Annotated in this window: 20 protein-coding genes; 17 read left to right on the top strand and 3 right to left on the bottom strand. The window is 59.3% G+C overall.

All coding sequences use genetic code 11. The features are described from left to right. The first annotated feature begins 172 nt into the window (after positions 1-172). The 17 genes from ilvB to VVD49_RS19600 all read left to right on the top strand — a co-directional run bounded on the left by ilvB (position 173) and on the right by VVD49_RS19600 (position 19,634). Positions 173-1,837 (top strand): acetolactate synthase large subunit, encoded by a 1,665-nt coding sequence (gene ilvB / locus VVD49_RS19680; protein WP_327600936.1) that lies wholly within the window; start codon positions 173-175, stop codon positions 1,835-1,837. Position 1,838: 1 nt separating this feature from the next. After that, on the top strand, positions 1,839-2,168 hold the full coding sequence (gene ilvN / locus VVD49_RS19675; RefSeq protein ID WP_327600935.1) for an acetolactate synthase small subunit: 330 nt from the start codon (positions 1,839-1,841) through the stop codon (positions 2,166-2,168). 173 nt (positions 2,169-2,341) lie between these two features. Then, complete coding sequence (gene aroC / locus VVD49_RS19670; protein ID WP_327600934.1) at positions 2,342-3,475, top strand: chorismate synthase; 1,134 nt, start codon at positions 2,342-2,344, stop codon at positions 3,473-3,475. Between the two features lie 35 nt (positions 3,476-3,510). Then, positions 3,511-4,377: a M48 family metallopeptidase gene (locus tag VVD49_RS19665; protein ID WP_327600933.1), complete on the top strand. Its 867-nt coding sequence runs from the start codon at positions 3,511-3,513 to the stop codon at positions 4,375-4,377. A 118-nt stretch (positions 4,378-4,495) separates the two neighbouring features. Further along, entirely contained in the window at positions 4,496-4,723 is a 228-nt protein-coding gene (locus VVD49_RS19660) for a hypothetical protein (protein ID WP_327600932.1), read from the top strand. Positions 4,724-5,152: 429 nt separating this feature from the next. Then, entirely contained in the window at positions 5,153-6,286 is a 1,134-nt protein-coding gene (gene asd / locus VVD49_RS19655; RefSeq protein ID WP_327600931.1) for an aspartate-semialdehyde dehydrogenase, read from the top strand. 230 nt (positions 6,287-6,516) lie between these two features. Then, positions 6,517-9,660, top strand: coding sequence for a FimV/HubP family polar landmark protein (locus VVD49_RS19650; RefSeq protein WP_327600930.1), 3,144 nt, complete (start codon positions 6,517-6,519; stop codon positions 9,658-9,660). A gap of 123 nt (positions 9,661-9,783) precedes the next feature. Next, the gene (truA, locus tag VVD49_RS19645) at positions 9,784-10,578 is read left to right on the top strand and encodes a tRNA pseudouridine(38-40) synthase TruA (protein WP_327601101.1); all 795 of its coding nucleotides are present in this window, start codon (positions 9,784-9,786) and stop codon (positions 10,576-10,578) included. A 5-nt stretch (positions 10,579-10,583) separates the two neighbouring features. After that, positions 10,584-11,228, top strand: coding sequence for a phosphoribosylanthranilate isomerase (locus VVD49_RS19640; RefSeq protein ID WP_327600929.1), 645 nt, complete (start codon positions 10,584-10,586; stop codon positions 11,226-11,228). Continuing rightward, the gene (gene trpB, locus VVD49_RS19635) at positions 11,215-12,426 is read left to right on the top strand and encodes a tryptophan synthase subunit beta (protein WP_327600928.1); all 1,212 of its coding nucleotides are present in this window, start codon (positions 11,215-11,217) and stop codon (positions 12,424-12,426) included. Before VVD49_RS19640 ends, trpB begins: the two co-directional genes overlap by 14 nt. Before the next feature lie 70 nt (positions 12,427-12,496). After that, on the top strand, positions 12,497-13,324 hold the full coding sequence (gene trpA, locus VVD49_RS19630; protein ID WP_327600927.1) for a tryptophan synthase subunit alpha: 828 nt from the start codon (positions 12,497-12,499) through the stop codon (positions 13,322-13,324). After that, entirely contained in the window at positions 13,321-14,187 is an 867-nt protein-coding gene (gene accD, locus VVD49_RS19625) for an acetyl-CoA carboxylase, carboxyltransferase subunit beta (protein WP_327600926.1), read from the top strand. Before trpA ends, accD begins: the two co-directional genes overlap by 4 nt. After that, a complete protein-coding gene (folC, locus tag VVD49_RS19620; protein ID WP_327600925.1) occupies positions 14,187-15,488 on the top strand; it encodes a bifunctional tetrahydrofolate synthase/dihydrofolate synthase in 1,302 nt (433 codons plus the stop codon). Before accD ends, folC begins: the two co-directional genes overlap by 1 nt. 16 nt (positions 15,489-15,504) lie before the next feature. After that, a complete protein-coding gene (locus tag VVD49_RS19615; protein WP_327600924.1) occupies positions 15,505-16,185 on the top strand; it encodes an SPOR domain-containing protein in 681 nt (226 codons plus the stop codon). A 37-nt stretch (positions 16,186-16,222) separates the two neighbouring features. Then, complete coding sequence (locus VVD49_RS19610) at positions 16,223-16,714, top strand: CvpA family protein (protein ID WP_327600923.1); 492 nt, start codon at positions 16,223-16,225, stop codon at positions 16,712-16,714. 10 nt (positions 16,715-16,724) lie between these two features. Then, positions 16,725-18,248 carry an amidophosphoribosyltransferase gene (gene purF, locus VVD49_RS19605; RefSeq protein WP_327600922.1) on the top strand — a complete coding sequence of 508 codons (1,524 nt, stop codon included), beginning with the start codon at positions 16,725-16,727 and terminating at the stop codon, positions 18,246-18,248. Positions 18,249-18,425: 177 nt separating this feature from the next. Next, a complete protein-coding gene (locus tag VVD49_RS19600) occupies positions 18,426-19,634 on the top strand; it encodes an O-succinylhomoserine sulfhydrylase (RefSeq protein WP_327600921.1) in 1,209 nt (402 codons plus the stop codon). Between the two features lie 95 nt (positions 19,635-19,729). Here the strand turns inward: VVD49_RS19600 and VVD49_RS19595 are convergent, their stop codons facing one another. The 3 genes from VVD49_RS19595 to VVD49_RS19585 form a co-directional block, all read right to left on the bottom strand. Then, positions 19,730-20,578 (bottom strand): D-hexose-6-phosphate mutarotase, encoded by an 849-nt coding sequence (locus VVD49_RS19595; RefSeq protein ID WP_327600920.1) that lies wholly within the window; start codon positions 20,576-20,578, stop codon positions 19,730-19,732. Positions 20,579-20,651: 73 nt separating this feature from the next. Next, a complete protein-coding gene (locus VVD49_RS19590; protein WP_327600919.1) occupies positions 20,652-21,872 on the bottom strand; it encodes a heavy metal-binding domain-containing protein in 1,221 nt (406 codons plus the stop codon). 56 nt (positions 21,873-21,928) lie between these two features. Then, positions 21,929-22,492, bottom strand: coding sequence for a DNA-3-methyladenine glycosylase I (locus tag VVD49_RS19585; protein ID WP_327600918.1), 564 nt, complete (start codon positions 22,490-22,492; stop codon positions 21,929-21,931). Positions 22,493-22,544: the final 52 nt, after the last annotated feature.

The raw sequence follows: 22,544 nt of genomic DNA, 5'->3' as shown, positions 1-22,544 counted from the left end.
CGGCAACGCGCCGTAACGGGGACGAGTCAGACTCAAGGATTTCAACCCCGCCGGCGCAAGCCGGGCGGGGTTTTTTCTTTCTGTAGTCTCTCAAATTCCCCGTCCGATTGATCCAGCAGCAGCGCGTCGTGCTCTGCAAATGGACATTGCTTTGGTATCTCGGAGAATTTGTATGCGTATTACAGGTGCACAACTCGTTGTCAGGTTGCTCGAGCAGCACGGCATCACCACAGTAACCGGCATTCCGGGCGGCGCGGCCTTGCCGCTATACGATGCCTTCGCTGAACGCGACACGATTCGCCACGTACTGGCGCGTCATGAACAAGGCGCCGGTTTCATCGCGCAGGGTATGGCCCGCGCAACGGGCAAGGCCGCTGTCTGTATGGCCTCCAGCGGTCCCGGCGCGACGAATCTCGTTACGGCCATCGCTGACGCCAAGCTCGACTCGATTCCCTTGGTGTGCATCACCGCGCAGGTGCCGCAAGCCATGATCGGCACCGATGCCTTCCAGGAAGTCGATACCTACGGCATCTCCATTCCGATCACCAAGCACAATTACCTTGTGCGCAACGTCGCTGACCTCTTGCACGTGATCCCGGAAGCTTTCCGTCTTGCCGAGTCAGGCCGTCCGGGCCCGGTTTGGGTCGACATTCCAAAGGATGTGCAGAACGCCTTCATAGAAATCGATACCTTGCCTGAGGCGGCGCAGCTGGATGCCGCGCCACAGGTCGACCTCGATGACGTGCGCCGTGCAGCAGAACTGATCAACGCTGCGAAGACGCCTGTGCTGTATCTCGGTGGCGGCATCATCAATGCCAACGCGTCCGCGCAGGCCGTCGTGCTGGCTGAGCAGGCAGGTCTGCCGACCACGATGACGCTGATGGGGCTCGGCGCGATGCCGTCCGATCACCCGCTGTCGCTGGGCATGTTGGGCATGCATGGCGCGGCGTATACGAACTACATTCTGCAAGAGTCCGATCTGTTGATCGTGCTCGGTGCGCGTTTTGATGACAGAGCCATCGGCAAGGCCGAGAAGTTCTGCCCGAATGCGGCCATCATCCACATCGATATCGATCCGGCGGAACTGGGTAAGATCAAGCGTCCGCATGTGGGCATCTGTGGCGACGTCGGTGAAGTGTTGAAGACACTCTTGCCGCTGGTGCAGGTTCAACTGCGCAAACCCTGGCTCGCGCGTATGGATGAGTTGCGTCAAGCGCATCCGCTCAAGACGCCTGGCGTCGAGGATCCACGCACACACTACGGCCTGATTGCGGCGGTCGCAGAGGCGCTCGATGATGACGCGTTCATCTCCACTGACGTGGGGCAGCACCAGATGTGGGTAGCGCAGGCTTATCCGATCAACCGTCCCCGTCAGCTGCTTACCTCTGGCGGTCTCGGCACGATGGGCTTCGGCATGCCGGCAGCACTTGGGGCTGCGATCGCGCAGCCCGAAGCCACCGTGGTGTGCTTCTCCGGTGACGGCAGTCTGAAGATGAACATCCAGGAGTTCGCCACGATGGCCGACGAGCAGGCCAATGTGAAGGTGATCCTGATGAACAACCAGACGCTGGGTATGGTGTATCAGCAGCAGGACATGCTTTACGACAAGCGCTTCTTTGCAGTGAACTACAAGACGCGTACGGACTTCGTGAAGATCGCTGAAGGCTTCGGCATTGGCGCGCTTGATCTGGACAAGGTGGACGACCCGCGTGCCGCATTGGCCGAGGAACTCAATCGTCGTGGCCCGTGCCTGATCCACTGCTCGATCGACGTCGAAGCCAAGGTGCTGCCATTCGTGCCTCCGGGCAAATCCAATATCGAAATGATCGGAGGCTGATATGAGTAGTGCGATCGCAATGGAAGTGAAGGATGCAACGGCAAACGATGGCGGCTTTGCAAAAGCCGTCCTCGAACTCACCGTCCGCAATCACCCGGGTGTCATGTCGCATGTCTCTGGCTTGTTCGCGCGGCGCGCGTTCAATGTAGAAGGCATCCTGTGCATGCCCGTGGGCGACGGTACGCAAAGTCGTATCTGGCTGCTGGTGCGGGAGGATGAGCGACTGCCGCAGATGGTCAGTCAGGTCGCCAAGCTTGAAGATGTGTTGTCGGTGTCACGCCACGGCGCGAACCACCGTGTCTTCGAGCAGCTGGAATCCTTCTTCGCGTAATTTTCTCCGGCAAGACGCTGGTCAACCCAAGGCTCACAAAGCGATTTGTGGGCCTTGATGTTTTCTGGGCCTGGGCGATGTCTCGACTCTGATCGAGGGACGCCTGTCTAGCATGTTAAAATCTGCGTCCCTCAGGCGTCTTCGCCCATCACCCGTCATCAGGAATCGCCTTCATGTCAGGCAGCACAATCGGCACGCTCTTTACCGTTACTTCGTTCGGCGAATCCCACGGCGCTGCAATTGGCTGCGTGGTCGATGGCTGCCCGCCCGGGCTGGTGCTCAGTGAGGCCGATATCCAGCTGGAGCTAGACCGTCGCAAGCCCGGTACTTCGCGCCACGTCACGCAACGCAAAGAGCCAGATACCGTGGAGATTCTCTCCGGCGTGTTCGAAGGCAAGACGACAGGTACCCCCATTGCGCTGCTGATCCGCAACCAGGATCAACGAAGCGGCGACTACTCCAAGATCATGAACACCTTCCGCCCCGGCCATGCCGACTATGCGTATGCGCACAAGTATGGTGTACGTGACTACCGTGGTGGTGGCCGTTCTTCAGCGCGGGAGACGGCGGTGCGTGTTGCCGCCGGCGCAATCGCCAAGAAATGGCTGAGTGAAAAGTTCGGCATCGTGATCCGTGGCTGGATGAGCCAGCTTGGCGAAATCAGGATTCCCTTCGCAGGCTGGGAGTACGTGACAGAAAACGCATTCTTTGCGCCGAATGCCGACATCGTGCCGCAGCTCGAGGAATACATGGACAAGATCCGCAGCGAACGCGATTCGATTGGTGCGCGCATCGAGGTGATCGCGACGAACGTGCCGCCTGGTTGGGGCGAGCCCGTCTATGACCGTCTGGATGCAGACATTGCTTACGCAATGATGAGCATCAACGCGGTGAAAGGCGTAGAGATTGGCGATGGCTTCGATACGATTGCGCAACGCGGCAGCTATCACGGTGATGAGCTGACGCCTGCGGGCTTTCTGTCGAATCACGCGGGTGGCGTGCTCGGCGGGATTTCATCCGGCCAGGATATTCGCGTTGCGATGGCGATCAAGCCCACCTCGTCGATCCCGCAAGAGCGTCGTTCGGTCGACAAGAACAACGAGTCGGTGATGATGATGACAACGGGGCGGCACGACCCGTGCGTGGGCATCCGCGCTACGCCCATAGCTGAGGCGATGCTTGCTCTGGTGTTGATCGACCATGCCTTGCGTCAGCGTGCCCAGAACGCTGACATCACGCCAGACGCGCCGCGCATTGCAGGACTGGCGCCGGAGGGCAAGCAGGATGTGCCTTCACCCAAGGCTTGAGCGGAACAGATCTGTTGAACACAGGGGAGATGGGTATGAAATCACGGTGGCAATCACGGCAGATTCGCGCCCTTGGTTTTCTGTGCGGTCTCACCGCGCTGCTATTGACGGGGTGCCAGACGATACAGACCACGCAGCCTGGTGCGGTGGGTGTCACGCGCACGCAGTCAATCATGGGCGATCACACGCAAGGTACGCGTGAGATGAATCAGGAGTCTGCGCTGGCCTACACCACCACGATCAAGGATGCGCAGAAAAAGAACCAGCTCAATCCAGACAAGGCGCAGACAGAACGTGTGCGGCGCATCGCCGATCGTTTGATTCCGCAGGTCGTGATCTTCCGTCCCGATGCGCGTAGTTGGGCTTGGGAGGTCAACGTGATCGAGAGCAAAGAGATCAATGCCTGGTGTATGCCGGGAGGCAAGATCGCCGTTTTCACCGGCCTGATCGAACAACTCAAGCTGACCGACGATGAGCTGGCGGCAGTCATTGGCCATGAGATATCGCACGCCTTGCGCGAGCACGCGCTGGAGCGCAAACCGCGCGTACTGGCGGCACAAGTCGGAAGCATCGGCTTGCTGCTCGGTGGCGCGTTCATGGGCATAGACATCCCGCCGGATCTTGCGAATTCCGCGTCGATGGCGGCGCTCGCATTGCCGAATTCGCGTGAGCAGGAAACAGAAGCGGATCGCATGGGGCTTGAGCTGGCAGCGCGCGCAGGTTTCGATCCACGCGCAGCGGTAACGCTGTGGCAGAAGATGGGCCAGGCTGGTGGCAGCGCGCCACCCAAGATACTGTCTTCGCATCCTCCGAGCGAAGAGCGCCAGGCCGATCTGCGCGCGACGAGTCAGGTCGTCATGCCGCTCTACGAAGAGGCTCGAAAGAACGGCACTCCTCGCTGAGGCTGCGTGTGAGCATGAGACAATCCCCGCTTCGCTCAGATCGGGGGCTGACATGCGTCTACTGCGGAAATTCTTTACTGAGGAATTGCGTGAACGGCCTGTTCTTGCATTTGTCCTCATGGGCCTCAGCTTCGCGCTTTTCGGCCTGACTTCGCTGAATCTCATCTACCTGTTCAAGGCGAATATCAGCTTGTTTCTCGAATACGGCTGGATGGCGGCGCGCGACGGCGCCCTGCGCCAAATATTCGAACTCGTCGGCTACGGCTGTCTGAGTTTGATGTTCTACCTCGTATTCAAATGCTGCGAGCACCAGCTGGTGAGCTACTTCACCCACTATGAAGACTGACTGCGGATTTGCCTTACGGCCAGGGCCTGCACGCTGGCAAGCTCCGGAATTGGCCTTGCATCGGCGTTTTTGCTGGCAAACCCATGCAGACAAAGCTTTTCCTGCTGTGCTTGCTGCGCTAAAGTTCTAGTCTGACTACGGAGTAGCTGCCTGATCGTCGTTGATCGGCACGTTCCGGAGGTTCGGCATCGCACCCGTTGCGATACCTTGAATGGCATTACCGATGATCCTGGACGCACACATCCCTGCGCAATACCCAACCACCGCCGCAACGGCTGGTGGCATTGCCACGTCCACGACCACCACTACCAAAACGACTAAAACCGTTACCGGATAGTTTCGCCTGTGTCACCGCTCGAGTTCCCGCCAGCGGCGGGACAGGCGGATCAGATCGCCCGGGCGGGGACTTTTGTTCAGAAGGAAATACAAGTGAGTGCACTGCGAGTAGGTTTTGTTGGCTGGCGCGGTATGGTCGGCTCCGTGTTGATGCAGCGTATGCGTGAAGAAAAGGATTTCGCGCATATCGAGCCCGTTTTCTTTACCACGTCGAATGTGGGAGGCAAGGGGCCTGATGTCGGCGCCGATGTGGCTGCGTTGAAGGACGCCAAGTCGATCGACGACCTGCGTCAGATGGATGTCGTGGTGACCTGCCAGGGCGGTGACTACACGAACGAAGTGTTCCCGCAACTGCGCGCGGCTGGCTGGAACGGCTACTGGATCGATGCCGCGTCATCGCTGCGCATGAAGGACGATGCCATCATCGTGCTGGACCCGGTCAATCGCAAAGTGATTGACGAGGGCTTGTCGCGTGGCGTGAAGAACTATATCGGCGGCAACTGTACTGTCAGTCTGATGCTGATGGCGTTGGGTGGTCTGTTCGAAAACGACCTGATCGAATGGGCGACCTCGATGACTTATCAGGCTGCGTCGGGCGCTGGTGCGCAAAACATGCGCGAGCTGATTTCGCAGATGGGGCGAATCCATGGTTCTGTTGCTGACCTGCTGGCAGATCCGGCATCGGCGATTCTCGACATCGACCGTAAGGTTGCCGAGACAATCCGCAGCGATGATTTTCCGAAGGCAAATTTCCGCAATACCGCATTGGCTGGCAGCCTGATCCCGTGGATCGATGTGCCATACGAAAACGGCGCTAGCAAGGAAGAGTGGAAGGGCGGGGCCGAGTGCAACAAGATTCTTGGCAAGCCAGCATTCCGCACGCCCGGCAGCGTGCCGATCGATGGCCTCTGCGTGCGTATCGGCGCAATGCGTTGTCATAGCCAGGCAATGACTATCAAGCTGCGTCGCGACGTGCCGTTGGATGAGGTGTCAGACATTCTTGCCAAGGCAAATGACTGGGTGCGCGTGGTACCGAATGAGCGTGAACGCTCCGAACGTGAGCTGACACCCGCTGCAGTGACCGGCCATCTGCATGTACCCGTCGGTCGGCTGCGCAAGCTGGCGATGGGTGGCGAGTATCTGACAGCATTCACCGTCGGCGACCAATTGCTTTGGGGCGCGGCCGAACCGCTGCGTCGCATGCTGCGTATCTTGATCGAGCGCTGAGGCTGGAAATTCAGGCGGAGCGAGGGCTCCGCCGGTTTTGAAATCGATTTGTACAAAAACAACAATTGAGGGGCTTAGTCGGCTGTATTCAGGTAATGGATGAGCTTGCGGCGATAACTCATTGATGTTATTTTGAACTTTACTATAACCACCACTCCGGCCGCCTTCCAGGCAATGCCGCACGAAGCGTTATGAAAAAATCGTTACTTCGTAGCACCCTTTTGGCAGCAATGATTGCGTCCATTTCTGGCGGTGCAGGTGCCGCAGGGTTAGGACGCATCAACGTTCTCAGCTCCTTGGGACAACCCTTGCGAGCCGAGGTCGAAATCGCTGCGACGCCAGATGAGCTGGAGGCTATGTCGGCGAAAGTGGCTACGCCAGAGGCCCACGCCAGAGCGAACATTGAATACGCGGGTGAGCTGACGACGGTGCGTATGAGCATCGAGCGTCGCGGTGGTGCCGCAGTCGTAAAAATCTTTTCTGACCGTGCTTTCAACGAGCCCTTCGTAGATATGCTCGTCGAACTGAACTGGGGTGGTGGGCGCATTCTGCGCGAGTACACCTTCTTGCTGGACCCGGCCGAAACGGCAGCAGTGAAGCCGTTGCCACAAATCTCCGAGCCTTCCGTGCGTAGCGATAGAGCTCCGGCTGCGCAGACTTCCGCCGCTTCAAGAGCACCCCGTAAAGCCGATGCAGCGCCATCGCCACGTAGCACGAGGCCTGCTGCGAAGGTGGCTCCCGCCGAGCGCGCTGCGGAAGCGCCTGCCGCCAGCGAAAAATCGGGCGAGTACACCGTTCGTCAAGGCGATTCAGCGTCCTCCATTGCAGCTCGCGTGAAGCCTGTCGAAGTTACGCGCGACCAGATGATGGCAGCCTTGTATCAGGCCAATCAGTCGGAATTCGGTGGTGGCAATATCAATCGTCTGCGCGTTGGCCAGGTTCTCAAGGTGCCAAGCGCCGCCGATGCAGCAGCCATCGACAAGGCAGAAGCACGCCAGATCATCGTCAAGGCTTCGAGCTTTGAAGGCTTGAAACAAGAGGTTGGTGCGGCTGTAGCCAAGGCGCCGGCAAAGGATGCAAGTAGTACACAAGCCGGTAGCGGGAAAGTGGCTCCGAAGGTCGAGGAAAAAGCGTCGGCCGCGCAAGCCAAAGATGAGTTGAAAATCAGCAAAGCGCCCGGCGACAAGGGTTCTGGTGCGGCAGATGGTGGCAAGAGTGCTGCCCGTGTTCAGGCTCTCGAAGAAGATGTAGCCGCACGCGATAAGGCTTTGAAGGAAGCCAAGTCGCGCACAGCCGAGCTTGAACGTAATGTCAAGGAGCTTGAGAAGCTGGTGCAGCTGAAAAGCCAGAATCTGGCCGATCTGCAAAAGCAAGCTGAAGCGCAGGCCAAGGCCAATGCACAGGCCGACGCGAAAATGACGAAGGCGGAAAAGGCTGCTGCTGAGAAAGCAGAAAAAGCCGCCGCTGCTGAGAAAGCCAAGGCTGAAAAGCTTGCGGCTGCCGAACAAGCCAAGGCAGAGAAGGCTGCGGCGGCAGAGAAGGCCAAGGCTGACAAGTTAGCAGCGGCTGAGAAGCTTGCCGCCGAGAAGGCTGCAACTGCAGAAAAGGCAGCAGCGGAGAAAGCGGCTGCTGAGAAGGCTGCGCAAGACAAGCTTGCGGCTGAAGCCGCTGAAAAAGCTGCAGCGGAGCAGGCAGCGAAGGACAAGGCTGCAGCCGACGCTGCTGCGCTAGCAGCGGCTACGGCGCCATCTGCGCCCGTTGTAGAGCTTGCTTCCGCGCCAGCGCCCGTCGTGGAAGCGTCTGCACCAGTGCAGGCCTCTGCGCCGGCTGTTGTGGCAACTCCCCCGGTACCACCTGTTGCAGAAGAGGAGAGCGGTCTCTTCACCAATCCGCTGACGCTGGGCGCACTGGGCTTGGCTGTGTTGGGTGCTGGGTACGTTGTGGTGCGCAATCGCCGTCGCAGTAACGCGAACAGCGGCATGACATCAATGAGCGAGGTGTCGACCAGCCCGAACTCGGTATTCGGCAACGCCGGCGGTCAGACAGTGGATACCGGAACGAGTGTGTTGCACACGGATTTCAGCCAGTCCGGTTTGTCGGCGATCGACACGGATGAAGGGGTTGATCCCGTCGCGGAAGCCGATGTCTATATGGCATACGGCCGTGATGCACAAGCAGAGGAAATCCTGCTGGATGCCTTGAAGAACGACCCAAGCCGCATCGCGATTTATCTCAAACTGCTCGAGATCTATGCGCAGCGCCGTAGCGTCAAGCAGTTTGAAAACATTGCAACCGATCTCTTCACGCAGACCGGTGGTGCCGGTGATGACTGGGCCAAGGCTGCTGCGTTGGGCGCACGGCTCGATCCGGGCAACCCGCTCTATGGCAGCGGCAACACGACGGTCATCATTCCGCCAGAAGGTGCTCCAAGTCCTGCTCCAGTAGCTGCGGCCGCTATTGCCGAGGCGGTAGTCGCTGCGGCTCCTGCGCTTGCCCCTGAACCCGTGGCGGCTATCGAGCCAACGGGCGTCAGCTTCGGCACCAATAATGTTTCGCAGATGCGTGCAACGTGGACGGTGCCTGGCGAGATCGGTCAGTTCACGGGCTCTGGTGATACCGATGCGCCAATGCTTCCCGCAGAAGCAGAGGTGGTTGCGAGCGCGCCGGAGCCGTTGAACCTGGACTTCAACCTGGATCTCGAACTGCCTGAAGGCGACGAGCCAGAAACACAAGTGGAAGCTCGCGAGGAAGAGGACGATTTGCCTCCGCTGGCACTGGATTCCGTCGCAGCAGCGCCCGTTGATGTATCTGCACCGCTTGAGTTCGATCTCGACATGGATCCGTTCGCCGAGCAGCCTGTGAGCGCACCAGCGGCCTCGCAGCAGCTTGCAGCTGAAGCTGCCGTGGATGAAGCCATGCAGGCGTTGAGCGAGACAGACGCAGACATGGGTATCGAGCGTGCGATGGAGCGCACCTCGCTGTCAGTGGTTGATCTGGAAAAGACCAACTTCGAAAGCAGCTTGCTCGATTTCGACTTCGAGCTCGGTGAAGATACGAACGTATCGCGCAGCAATATGGATCTGTCTGATATCAGCCTGCGTACCGATGCCGGGCTGGGTCAGCCTCAAGCTCCCGCCCCTGTGCCGGCGCCATCGCGTCAGCAAGCCGAGTTCGTGGATACCGCCGCGGCGTCACAGCCTGCGGTGGGTACCATCGACGTTCATGATGAAGTGAGCACCAAGCTTGAATTGGCACGGGCTTACGAAGAAATGGGCGACATTGAAGGTGCGCGCGAGCTGCTGGAAGAGGTCATGGCGGATGGCGCAGACCAACAGAAGCAAATGGCGCAAACCATCTTGTCACGGATCGCCTGAGTCGATTCAAGCCGGGTTTTCTGCCCGGCGTGAGGCTTGCGTTTGCTGGTACCGTATCCGGCCGTCCTAGTGACGGCCGGTTTGTTTTTGGCCTGCCTTGCAGGTTCTTGCTGGAGCAACTGCGTGCCGCGCCTGGTTCTTTCCATTGAGTACGACGGAAGTGCTTTCGAAGGCTGGCAATCACAGCCGCACGGCCGTACCGTGCAAGACGCTTTACAGGCTGCCGTGGCCGCGATAGCGGGACATGAAGTGGCCTTATCCTGCGCGGGGCGCACCGACACCGGTGTGCATGCAACCGTACAGATCGCTCATTTCGATACGGACACTGTCCGTCCGCTGAGCGCCTGGGTGAGGGGTGTGAACGCGCACTTGCCCGGCACGGTCAGTGTGCGTTGGGCACAGGAGGTTGATGAAACTTTCCATGCCCGCTTTTCTGCATACGCCAGGCGTTATCGCTACGTGCTGCTGAACCGGCCTGTGCGTCCTGCCATCCTTGCTGGCAAGGTCGGCTGGCACCACGCGCCATTGAGTTTGCCGCGCATGCAGGATGCTGCACATCTTCTGGTGGGCGAACACGATTTTTCCGCTTTTCGTGCCGCACAGTGCCAGGCGAAGAGTCCGGTTCGCATTCTGACGATGGCTGCGGTTCGCAGAACGGGGGATCTGATCATGTTCGACTTCGAGGCCAATGGCTTCCTGCATCACATGATCCGCAATCTCGTCGGTGCTCTGATCTTCATCGGCAAGGGTGAAGCTGAAAGTGACTGGATGGGCGAGTTGTTGCAGATGAAGGATAGACGTCTTGCGCCTCCGACATTTTCGCCTGCAGGCCTTTATCTCTGTGGCGTGAGCTACCCGGACCGCTGGCATCTGCCTGGCGAGGGACGTATCATCGGCACCCCCGCAATCGTGTTGTAAGCGCCATGAATACGCGTACCCGAGTCAAAATCTGCGGCATCACGCGCGAAGAGGATCTGGATGCGGCCGTCAATGCGGGCGCCGATGCAATCGGCCTCAACTTCTACCCGCCAAGCCCGCGCTCAATCAGCATCGAGCGAGCAGCCGCTCTCTGCAAGCGCGTCCCTCCCTTCGTCACAATTACCGGTTTGTTCGTCAATGCTGAGGAAGCGTACATCCGCGAGCATCTGGCTGCTTTGCCACTCGGCTGTCTGCAGTTTCATGGGGATGAGGTGGCAAGCCAGTGCGGAGGCTATGGGCTACCCTATATCAAGGCCGCAAGGGTCAGGGCAGGGGTCGATCTGTTAAACTACGCGGCTTCCTTTCCGGACGCTCTCGGTATCCTGCTGGATGCATGGGTCGAGGGATACGGCGGTGGTGGCAAGACATTTGACTGGGATCTGATCCCGCAAAGCCTTCCTGTACCGCTGATTCTGTCAGGCGGGCTTGAGGCAGAGAACGTGGCCGAAGCAATCCGTCATGTGCAGCCGTGGGCTGTCGATGTGAGCAGTGGCGTCGAAGTCACGCCGGGTCCCAAGGGAATTAAAGACGCTGCGCGTATTGCGGCGTTCATGAAAGCAGTGGCTGGAGCAGATAATGCAGATCGGTGACATTCCTTACGACTTGCCTGACGATCGTGGGCATTTTGGTCCCTATGGCGGCATTTTCGTCGCAGAAACGCTGATCCCGGCATTGGAAGAGTTGCGTGCTGCCTATGCAGTCAGCCAGAACGATCCGGAATTCCAGGCGGAGTTTGCTTACGAGCTCAAGCATTTTGTCGGGCGTCCCAGCCCGATCTATCACGCCAAGCGCTGGTCGGGCCTTCTAGGCGGCGCGCAGATCTATCTCAAGCGCGAAGACCTGAACCACACGGGTGCACACAAGGTTAACAACTGTATCGGCCAGGCACTGCTGGCGCGTCGCATGGGCAAGCCACGCGTGATTGCCGAGACCGGAGCAGGGCAGCACGGCGTCGCAACTGCTACCGTGGCGGCGCGTTACGGCATGGAGTGCGTGGTTTACATGGGCGCGGAAGACGTGAAACGTCAAGCTGCGAATGTCTATCGCATGAAGCTGCTCGGTGCGAAGGTCGTACCGGTGCACTCGGGTTCGAAGACGCTCAAGGACGCGCTCAACGAAGCGATGCGCGACTGGGTAACGAATGTTGCCAATACTTTCTACATCATCGGGACCGTGGCTGGGCCGCACCCGTATCCGATGATGGTGCGCGACTTCCAGTCCATCATTGGCTCGGAATGCATAGAGCAAATGCCGGCGCTGGTTGAACGCCAACCTGACTACGTGATCGCCTGTATCGGCGGTGGCTCGAATGCCATGGGCATCTTCCATCCATACATTCCGCACGCGGAAGTCAAGCTGGTTGGCGTTGAAGCCGCAGGTCATGGTCTGGACTCGGGGATGCATGCCGCATCACTGACGGCGGGCAAGCCCGGTGTTCTGCACGGCAACCGTACTTACCTGCTACAGGACGACGACGGACAGATCATCGAGACCCATTCGATTTCTGCCGGTCTGGACTATCCGGGTGTGGGCCCGGAACACGCATGGCTCAAGGACACGACACGGGCGCAGTACGTCAGCGTGACCGATGATGAGGCACTCAAGGCCTTCCATGATTTGTGTCACTTCGAGGGCATCATTCCCGCACTCGAGTCCTCGCATGCCTTGGCATATGCCGCGAAACTCGCGCCGACTCTGCCTGCAGACAAGGTGCTGCTGGTGAACCTGTCAGGCCGTGGTGACAAGGACATGCACACTGTGGCGGAGAAATCCGGCATTCAGTTCTAAACGATATTTATCCGCACAGGCCCTCGCAGCAAATGCTGCGAGGGCCTGTTGCTTGAGTGGAAAAGCATAAATGTCACGTATAGCAAGCGCGTTCAAGCGTCTCGAAAGCGAAGGCCGCAAGGCGCTGATTCCTTATTTCACGGCGGGCGATCCTGATCTCGCATCGGTATTGCCGATCATGCGCGAGATGGTTGCCGCGGGGGCGGACGTCATCGAGCTGGGTGTTCCTTTCTCGGATCCCATGGCAGAAGGTCCGACGATCCAACGTGCCATGGAGCGTGCTTTGGCCAACAAGGTCAGCATGAAGCAGGTGCTGGAATGCGTCCGCGAGTTCCGCAAGGCCGACCAGGTAACGCCGATCGTGCTGATGGGCTACGCCAATCCCGTCGAAGCCATGGGGGCAGAGCATTTTGCCGATCTCGCGCGTGAAGTCGGTCTTGATGGTGTGCTGCTGGTGGACTACCCACCGGAGGAGTGTCAGGAGTATTCCGGTTTGCTGAAGAGCCGCGGTCTCGATCCGATCTTTCTGCTCGCACCGACGTCGGTGGAGCAGCGCTACTCGGATGTGGCGGTAGCTGGCAGCGGCTATATTTATTACGTTTCGCTGAAGGGCGTGACAGGCGCAGGCCACCTGAATGTGGAAGAGGTTGCCTCGCGTATCCCGCTGATCCGTGAGCGCGTCGGTATGCCTGTAGGCGTGGGATTCGGCATTCGCGATGCGGCGACCGCCAGGAGCATTGCAGGCTTCGCTGACGCCGTCGTGATTGGCAGTCGCGTTGTTGAAGAAATCGAGTCGTCGCCACGTGGCGAGGAGGCTGCGCGTGTGGGCGCGTTCCTGCGAGGCATACGCGCGGCGATGGACGAAGTATCGGTAAAAACTGAAGGAGCGAAGGCATGAGCTGGCTGACCAAACTTCTGCCCCCGAAGATCAAGCGTGATCAACCGGTCAAGAAATCCATGCCCGAGGGGCTGTGGATCAAGTGCGAGGCTTGCGAAGCGGTGCTCTATCGCTCGGATATCGAAGCCAGCCAGTACGTGTGCCCGAAGTGCGGCCATCACAAGCGCATTCGCGCACGTCAGCGTCTCGATTTGCTGCTCGACCCGGAAGGCCGTTTCGAACTCGGCTCCGAAGTCGTCCCGGTTGACCCCCTGAAGTTCAAGGACAGCAAGAAGTATCCAGACCGACTGGCGGCAGCATTCGAAGATACAGGTGAATCGGACGCGCTGATCGTCATGCAGGGCGCAGTGTGCAACGTGCCGCTGGTGGTTGCTTCGTTCGAGTTCGATTTCCTCGGCGGTTCGATGGGCTCGGTTGTTGGCGAACGCTTCGTGCGTGGTGTGAAGGCCGCTTACGAGCAGGGCCTGCCGTTCGTGTGCTTTACGGCAACCGGTGGCGCACGCATGCAGGAGGGTTTGTTCTCGCTGATGCAGATGGCCAAGACCACTGCTGCGATTACGCGCCTGTCGGCAAAGCGTCTGCCGTTCGTAACCATCCTGACCGACCCGACCATGGGCGGTGTTTCGGCCAGCTTTGCCTTCATGGGTGACGTGGTGATTGCAGAGCCGGGCGCTTTGATCGGTTTTGCAGGCCCACGCGTGATTGAGCAAACCGTACGTGAAAAATTGCCTGAAGGTTTCCAGCGCTCCGAATTCCTGATCGAGAAGGGGGCGATCGACATGATCGTCGACCGTCGCGAATTGCGCGAACGCCTCGCGCAGGTGCTGACGCTCCTTTCCGGCCAGCCAGCGATCAATAACTGATGGCCGCAGCACCGTCGCAAGACCAGTCGCTGGACGATTGGCTCGCGTATATCGAAACCCAGCATAGCCGACCGATAGAGCTTGGTCTCGAGCGCGTGGCGCGTGTCCGCGATGCGCTGATGCTGACAACCAGTGCGGTCGTCATCACCGTGGGTGGCACCAATGGCAAGGGCTCAACCTGCGCCATGCTCGAAGCCATGTTGCGGGCTGCCGGTTACCGCGTCGGGCTCTACACCTCGCCGCATCTGCTGCGCTACAACGAGCGCGTGCGTATCGACGCCAAAGAGGTCGATGACGCGCAGCTGGTGGATGCGTTCGCTCTGGTCGAGCACGTGCGTGGCGATGTCGCTCTGACTTATTTTGAGTACGGCACGCTGGCCGCATGGGCGGTGTTCGCGCGAGCTGCGCTGGATGTCGTGATTCTCGAAGTTGGCCTGGGCGGCCGTCTCGATGCGGTCAATGCGTTTGAGCCGGATTGCTCCATTGTGACGGGCGTCGCAATGGATCACATGGACTATCTCGGCGATACGCGGGAAGCGATCGGATTCGAGAAGGCCGGGATTTTCCGCCCGGGTAAGCCAGCGGTGTGTGGCGATCCGATGCCGCCGCAGTCCCTCATTGATCATGCCAAAGCGATCGGTGCGGATCTGCGCATTTCGGGCCGCGATTTCGGTTTCTCCGGCGACAAGACCCAATGGCAGTTTCGTGGCAAGGCTCAACGTCGAAGCAGCCTGGCTTACCCGGCCTTGCGTGGAGCCAATCAGTTGCTGAACGCTTCGAGCGCACTGGCTGCACTGGAAGCACTGAATGAGCGCTTGCCGGTACCCATGCAGGCGGTGCGTCAGGGGCTGATGCTGGTCGAAATCCCCGGACGCTTCCAGGTCTTGCCTGGTCGGCCAGCCGTCGTCCTTGATGTTGCCCACAACCCCCAGGCCGCGGCAGTGTTGTCGGACAACCTCTCCAACATGGGCTTCTTTTCGGACACCTGGGCGGTGTGCGGCATGCTGGCGGACAAAGACATTGCGGGTAGCCTGAAAAATATTGCGTCGCGCGTTGATCATTGGTTGCTCTGCGATCTGCCGGGGCCGCGAGCGGCGAACTCAGCGGATCTGGCTGAAGTCGTCGCTGGCATTGCCGCCGAACTCGGCTTGAAGCCTGGCATTGCCACTTTTGCTGATCCGGCGAGTGCATTCAATGCAGCACAGGCTGGCGCGAAGGAGGGTGATAGAATCGTCGCCTTTGGTTCGTTCCTGACGGTCGCTGGTGTGATGCAGGCCGTTGAAACCAAGCGTTCTTCCTAAAGTACATGGCCCTTTAATGGCAGATACCGACGCCCAGCTTGAGCTGAAAAAGCGCGCCCGCCGCCGCCTGATTGGTGCCATCGCACTGGTTCTAGCCGCCGCCGTATTCCTGCCGATGGTGATGGACAGCGAGCCGCATTCCGGTGGCAACGATCTGCAGATCCGCATCCCGAGTCAGGAAGGCAGCAACTACACGTCGCGCCTCATCACTACCGCGCCGGGCGCATCTGTTCCGGCGGCTAGCCCGCAACCGGCTGCTCCGCTCGTTCCGCCTACCGATCCCGAGATGCCAACGACCACTGTGGCATCCTCGTCCGCGGCCAGCATGGCCGTCCCCGCCGCGGCAGCAGCGCCCAGCGCAACTTCAAGCCACGCGGCTTCGAGCAAACCTGCCGAATCGTCAGCCAAGTCATCCATCAGTGCGGAGGCGCGTGCAAAAGCCGCCCTGGAAGGCGAGGCCCTGCCTGTGCCGGCCACGGAGACACGCTTTTTCGTTCAACTGGGGGCCTATCGCGACCCCGAGAACGTCAAATCTGTGCAGGCCCAGTTGAAGCGGGCAGGAATGACCGCAACTACCGATAAGGTTGGAGACAAGACGCGGGTGCGTGTTGGGCCGTTCAAGACGCGACAAGCTGCAGACGCTGCAGCCACGCGGCTGAAACAGGGTGGTTTGAATGGCGTCGTGACGACAAAGTGAGTTTTCACGTCGTCGTGGCATATGTGCAAGTCAGGTAATGACTGCATTTGATCTGGTTTTCCTGATTGTGCTGGCTTTGAGTCTGCTGCTCGGAGCTTGGCGTGGTCTGATAGGCGAGTTGTTTGCGCTGGTCAGCTGGATTGCGGCCTTTATTGTCGCGAACCAGTTTGCGGACATGCTGGCGCCGAAGCTGTCGGGCATTGTGTCGGCCCCCTGGCTGCAATGGGCCATGGCCTTTGTCGTCATCGTTGTGCTGGTCTTGCTGGTGCTGGCGCTGTTGCGGACCCTCCTGCGCGAGATGCTGTCGGCAGTAGGCTTGGGGGCAACGGACAGATTGGCCGGCGCAGTGTTCGGCATCGCGCGCGGCGTACTGATTGCAGTAGTGGTAGTGGCTTGTGCAGGTTTCAGCTCGTTGCCACGCGAGCAATGGTGGCGAGAATCAATCTTCGCGCCGCCACTGGAAACGATTGTTATCGCCCTCAAGCCTTGGTTGCCCAAGGATTTGGCGGCACGAATCAAGTATCGGTGATAGGTGATCTATGTGCGGAATTATCGGCGTGATGGCGACTACGCCCGTCAATCAGCTGCTCTATGACGGTTTGCAAGTCCTTCAACATCGCGGCCAGGATGCCGCCGGCATCGCGACAGCCGATGGTGGGCGCTTTCACATGCACAAGGGCCCCGGGCTGGTTCGTGACGTGTTCCGCACGCGCAATATGCGCAGCCTCGACGGCAACTGGGGCATCGGCCACTGTCGTTACCCGACGGCGGGCTCGGCCTACAACCCCGCCGAAGCACAGCCCTTCTATGTGAACTCCCCGTTCGGCCTGATGCTTGCCCACAACGGCAACCTGACGAATGCAGATGCGCTCAAGCGCGAGATGTACCTCGCTGACCTGCGCCACATGAACACCAACTCGGACTCCGAGGTGCTGCTCAACGTGCTGGCACATGAGCTGCAGGAGGCTTCCGGTGGTTCGTTCCGTCTCGATGAGGAAACCATTTTCCGTGCAGTGGCAGGCGTGCATCGCCGCGCACGTGGCGCTTACGCCGCAGTGGTGATGATTGCTGGCTATGGTCTGTTGGCTTTCCGTGATCCCTACGGCATTCGCCCGCTCATCATCGGAGAGAACGATGCTGCGGGCGGCAAGGAGTACATGGTTGCATCCGAAAGCGTTGCGATGGATGTGCTGGGCTTCAAGGTGCTGCGTGACGTGATGCCGGGTGAGGCCATCCTGGTTGATACACGCGGCAAGTTCTCGAGCAGTCAATGTGCAGAGCCACGGCCGTATGCACCGTGCATGTTCGAGTTCGTGTACCTCGCTCGTCCCGACTCGCTCATCGATGGCATCTCGGTGTACGAGAGCCGCGTCAAGATGGGAACCTATCTCGCCGAGCGCATCCGCCGCGACTTTTCTCATCTGAATATCGACGTGGTGATCCCGATTCCGGATTCGAGCCGTTCTGCAGCCATGGAGTTGGCCAGCAATCTGGGCATCGCCTATCGCGAAGGCTTCGTCAAGAATCGCTACATCGGTCGCACCTTCATCATGCCGGGCCAGGCGATCCGCAAGAAATCGGTTCGCCAGAAACTGAACGCGATCCATCAGGAATTCGTCGGCAAGAACGTGCTGCTGGTGGATGACTCCATCGTGCGCGGCACGACCAGCCGCGAGATCATCACCATGGCGCGCGAAGCAGGAGCCACCAAGGTGTATATGGCCTCCGCAGCGCCGCCAGTGCGTCATGCCAATGTGTATGGCATCGACATGCCGAGCAAGAATGAGTTGATTGCTTCCTTCCGCAATGAAGAGGAGATCGGTCAGGAAATTGGCGCGGATGCGTTGATCTACCAGACTCTGGATGACCTCAAGGCGGCCGTGGGTTCACTCAATCCGGTCATCAAGGAGTTCGAGACTTCGTGCTTTGACGGCGTGTATGTCACAGGTGACATCACGAGCGAATACCTCGACGAGATCGAAGGTGGTCGCGCCGAAAGTAACAAGAGTGAGTCCGAAGATGGCGAGGGCGGTCAGCTGGATCTGAATCTGGTCTCGGGCTGACACAACAACCTTGACAGCCCTCTGCCAAGGGCTTTAACGTACTGGAAGCAGCAGTCGCGCCGATTTGATATACAGCTTGCGGGCGCATTACAAATACAGCTAAAGAGAATGGGATGAATTCTCAACCCGTTCCGACTCGTCAGAGCTGAACGGGTTTTTTGTTTCCGGAGATATGCCATGAGCAAAGAAGAGAGTGCACCACTTGGTCGAGTTGAGGAAGTGACACCCCTCGATTTCGATACACTCGCCGTGCGCGCAGGCACGCTGCGCAGTCAGTACGGCGAGCACAGCGAATCGCTGTACCTGACGTCAAGTTTCGTCTTCAACAATGCCGCAGAGGCGGCACGTCGCTTCTGCGGCGAAGAAGACGGCATGATCTATTCACGCTTCACCAATCCTACGGTAGACATGCTGCAGGTGCGTCTTGCGGCGCTCGAGGGTGGCGAAGCCTGTGTCGCGACCTCTACGGGCATGGCGGCAATTCTGGCGACCTGCATGGCCTTGTTGAAGTCGGGCGATCACATCATCGCTTCGCGCGGCTTGTTCGGCTCGACGCAGACTTTCTTCAATGCCTACATGGCGAAGTTCGGTGTCGAGACAACTTTCGTATCGGCAACCGATTTGCCCGAATACGAAGCCGCGGTGCGCCCGACCACCAAGCTGGTTTTTGTCGAAACGCCTTCCAACCCGCTGACGCAGCTTGTCGACATTGCAGCGGTTTCAGCAATCGCGAAGAAAGCGGGTGCCTGGCTTGCCGTCGACAATTGCTTCTGTACGCCTGCGCTGCAAAAGCCGTTGGAGCTTGGCGCCGATCTCGTGATTCATTCGGCAACGAAATACCTCGATGGGCAAGGGCGTGTGCTCGGCGGTGCCGTCGTCGGCAACAAGGTCCTGCTCGACGAAGTGTTCAAGTTCCTGCGGACGGCCGGGCCGAGTATCTCGCCATTCAATGCATGGGTCATATTGAAGGGCCTGGAAACTTTGCGCATCCGCATGGAAGCGCAATCGGCCAGTGCGCTGGCGATTGCTCAATGGCTGGAGGCTCAACCAGGCATCGAGCGCGTCTATTACCCGGGCTTGCCCTCACACCCACAGCACGAACTCGCGTTGCGCCAACAGAAGAGCGGCGGTGCGATCGTCGCCTTCGAGGTGAAGGGTGGCAAGGATGGTGCGTGGCGCGTGGTGGATGGCACGCGCATGCTGTCGATTACCGCCAATCTGGGTGACACACGTACGACGATCACCCACCCTGGTACGACCACTCACGGCCGCATCTCCGCAGATGCGCGTGCTGCTGCCGGTATCAAGGACAGCTTGCTGCGATTGGCTGTCGGTCTCGAGTCGGCGGAGGACATCAAGGCTGATCTCGCAAACGGTCTCGGATAAAACGCCTGACAAGACGCCTGATCTGACTCCTGGTGCCACAAAGAAAAACGCCATTGTCGCGCGAGCGGCAATGGCGTTTTGTTTGAGGAGAGGGCTTACTCCATTGCTACGAAGGTCTGGCGCCCCCACCATTCGCCGCCTGGCTCCAGCTTGACCGGATCACGGATGACCGCCGCTTCCACGCACAGCATGCGACGGAAACCATCCTTGGGCATGTCGGCCAGCTCGGCACAACGTACTTCCCACGGATTCCAGATAACCGTATCCGGCATGTTCTCGGATTGGATGACAACACCCCGATGTGGTTCGTTGAGCATCAGCGGCTTCGTGGTGTCGTGGTAAACGCGGTCAACTTCCTGGTCAATCGTGAAGGAGCTCTTCGTTTCCCGGAATTGCTTGCCAGTCAGCATGTCTTCGCAGGCCAGGCCACTCAAGCCTTCCACACCGCATTCTTCAACCTCCTTGACGGCAAGGTAGGTGTGCAGGGCTGCCATGAAGTCAAACGTGCTGCTGCCCGTATTGCTGACTTCCAGTTCGATGTCGAGGCGTGCGCCCGAAATGTTCACTGCAATTTCCAGCGCAAATTCGTGTGGCCAATGCTCACGTGTTTCCGGCGTGTCACTCAGGCGCAGATGCGCAAGCGCGTAATCTTCGCCGACACGCGCATCCACCAACTGCCAGTTCATGCGGCGGGCAAAACCGTGTCCCTGCAAGGGGCCGCGCAGGCCGAATTGCGGGAAGATCACCGGCACGCCACCGCGCACAGGCGTGCCTTCCTTGAATACAGCGTTCGGAGACATGTAGATGCGTTCCGCGCCGTTGGCAGGCTTCCAGGACACGAGGTGGCCGCCATGTTCCAGCACGATGGCTTCGGCGCCGTCTGGCGAGCACAGGTGAACGGCAGGCAGTCCGTTATAGTCGATTCGTTGCGATGTCGTAGTCATATTTGCAGCGTTGCACCAGTTGCAGAGAGTATACCTGCGCCGAGGTGCCGGGCCTATGAGCCAGGCCGCGCTTTCAGTGAAACACTGCAAACAGTTTGAAGACGAACACCACCAGAGCGATCAGCGCAAAACCCATGCCCGTAAAGAGCCCGATCGATCCGCGAGCATTGGTGGGGCGCTCAAGCGAGTACGAAGTCGAGCGATCGACTGTGTTAACAAACGTATCCTGATCGCGAATGATGGCCTGTGGGAGCAGATTCTCGCTGCGCGTAAGCGCGCCATCCAGCTTGCGCACGGCAGTGCCAATCGCCAGAAATTCAATGATGCCGCCTCCCAGGTTGTAGACGTAGGTCTTCACGCCCAACACCTCATCGGCCCCGGCCTCACGCGCATCTTCGCCAATCTTGATCAGCGCACGTTCACGGGCTTCGTATATCAGGCTCGTCAGTTCGCTGATCTCACCGCGGACGAAGGATTTGAAGAAGGAAGAAATCCCCCCGACCAGGCCGAGCGAATAGACCGAGACGCCGAGTACGAGTTGCACCGGCATGTAGCCCTGGTTGGCGAGATTCCACATCTCTTCATGCGTCAGGTCGCTGGTGACAGGCCAGGCAGAAGCGGGAAGCGCGGGATGCGTGCACGCAGTACCCGTCATGACCATCTCCTGCATGCCCGCCAGTGGCAGGATGGAGGTACGGATTCCCGTCACAGCATTGGCACCCAGCTCACGGGCCTCCTGGCGAATGCGCTCCAGCGCGAGATGCCGTGTGCGGTTGAAAACTTCGGAGAATTCGGTCACTTCGCCGCGGCCAAGGCTGCGCAATAAGCCCAGGAACCCACCACCCAGGCCAACCGAATACGCGACATTGCCGAAGACAAAATGCTTCGGCGTGAAGCCCGCGTCTTGCAGGCAATAGAGAGCTTGCCCATCACATGCGCTTGAAAAAGCCGGAGTACGCGAGCGCTCTGTACCCTGGCGCACACATGAGCCGATGGCGAGAAACTCGATATTGCCGCCGTGAAGGATCAACTCACTCGATACGCCCGTCACGCCATAGCCGCCGTTATGTCCGGCTTCCATGTGCAGGCGCTCGATCGCCCGTTTGCGACCATCGTGAATGATGGAGGTGACGCCGCTGACCTCTCCGCCAGCCAGGGTCTTGAGGCCGGCTGCAATGCCACCGAGCAATCCGAGCGAGATCACGCTGTTGCCTATGACCAACTCGCCCGGCGTATAGCCCAGACGCCGCAAGCAGTAGATCTCGTTACCGGACAGTCCGGAAATAGTCGTCATGCAAAGGTCCGTCTTTGTGCTGAAGTGGGGCGGGGAAACCGGCCGACTGGCCGAGCTCAACCCAGCAGTTCTGCGTGCCTGAAGCAATCTGTCGTGTGGTCGTTGACCATGCCCACGGCCTGCATGTGTGCGTAACAGATAGTGCTGCCGACAAATTTGAAGCCACGCTTCTGCAAGTCTGCTGACAGGGCGTCAGACACTTCTGTCTTTGCCGGGACCTCGCCGGCTTTCCAGTGATTGTGGATGGGCTTGCCGTCAACGAAGCCCCACATGTACTCGGCGAAAGTGCCATGCTCGGCTTGTACTTCCAGGAAAGCTCGCGCGTTGCCGATCGCTGCCTGGATCTTCTGGCGGTTGCGGACGATGCCATCGTTGGACATCAAACGAATGATGTCTTTCTCCCCAAACTCGGCCACGCGCTTCGGATTGAAGCCGTGGAACGCGGCGCGGTAGTGCTCGCGCTTGCGGAGGATGGTGATCCAGGAAAGGCCTGCCTGCGCACCTTCGAGGATGAGGAATTCAAAGAGCTTGCGATCGTCATGGACGGGCACGCCCCATTCTTCATCATGATATTTGACGTACAGCGGGTCGTTGCCCGCCCAGGTGCAGCGATGAGTCATAGCGAGTCGCTTTCAGCGGCTGGAGAGAAGGGAGTGAAGCGGGCCAATTGTC

It is taken from the genome of Uliginosibacterium silvisoli, assembly GCF_036017035.1.
GTDB classification, from domain to species: Bacteria; Pseudomonadota; Gammaproteobacteria; order Burkholderiales; family Rhodocyclaceae; genus Viridibacterium; species Viridibacterium silvisoli.
The sequence above is the reverse complement of the archived record's forward strand: the minus strand, read 5'-3'. Positions and strand labels throughout refer to the sequence as shown.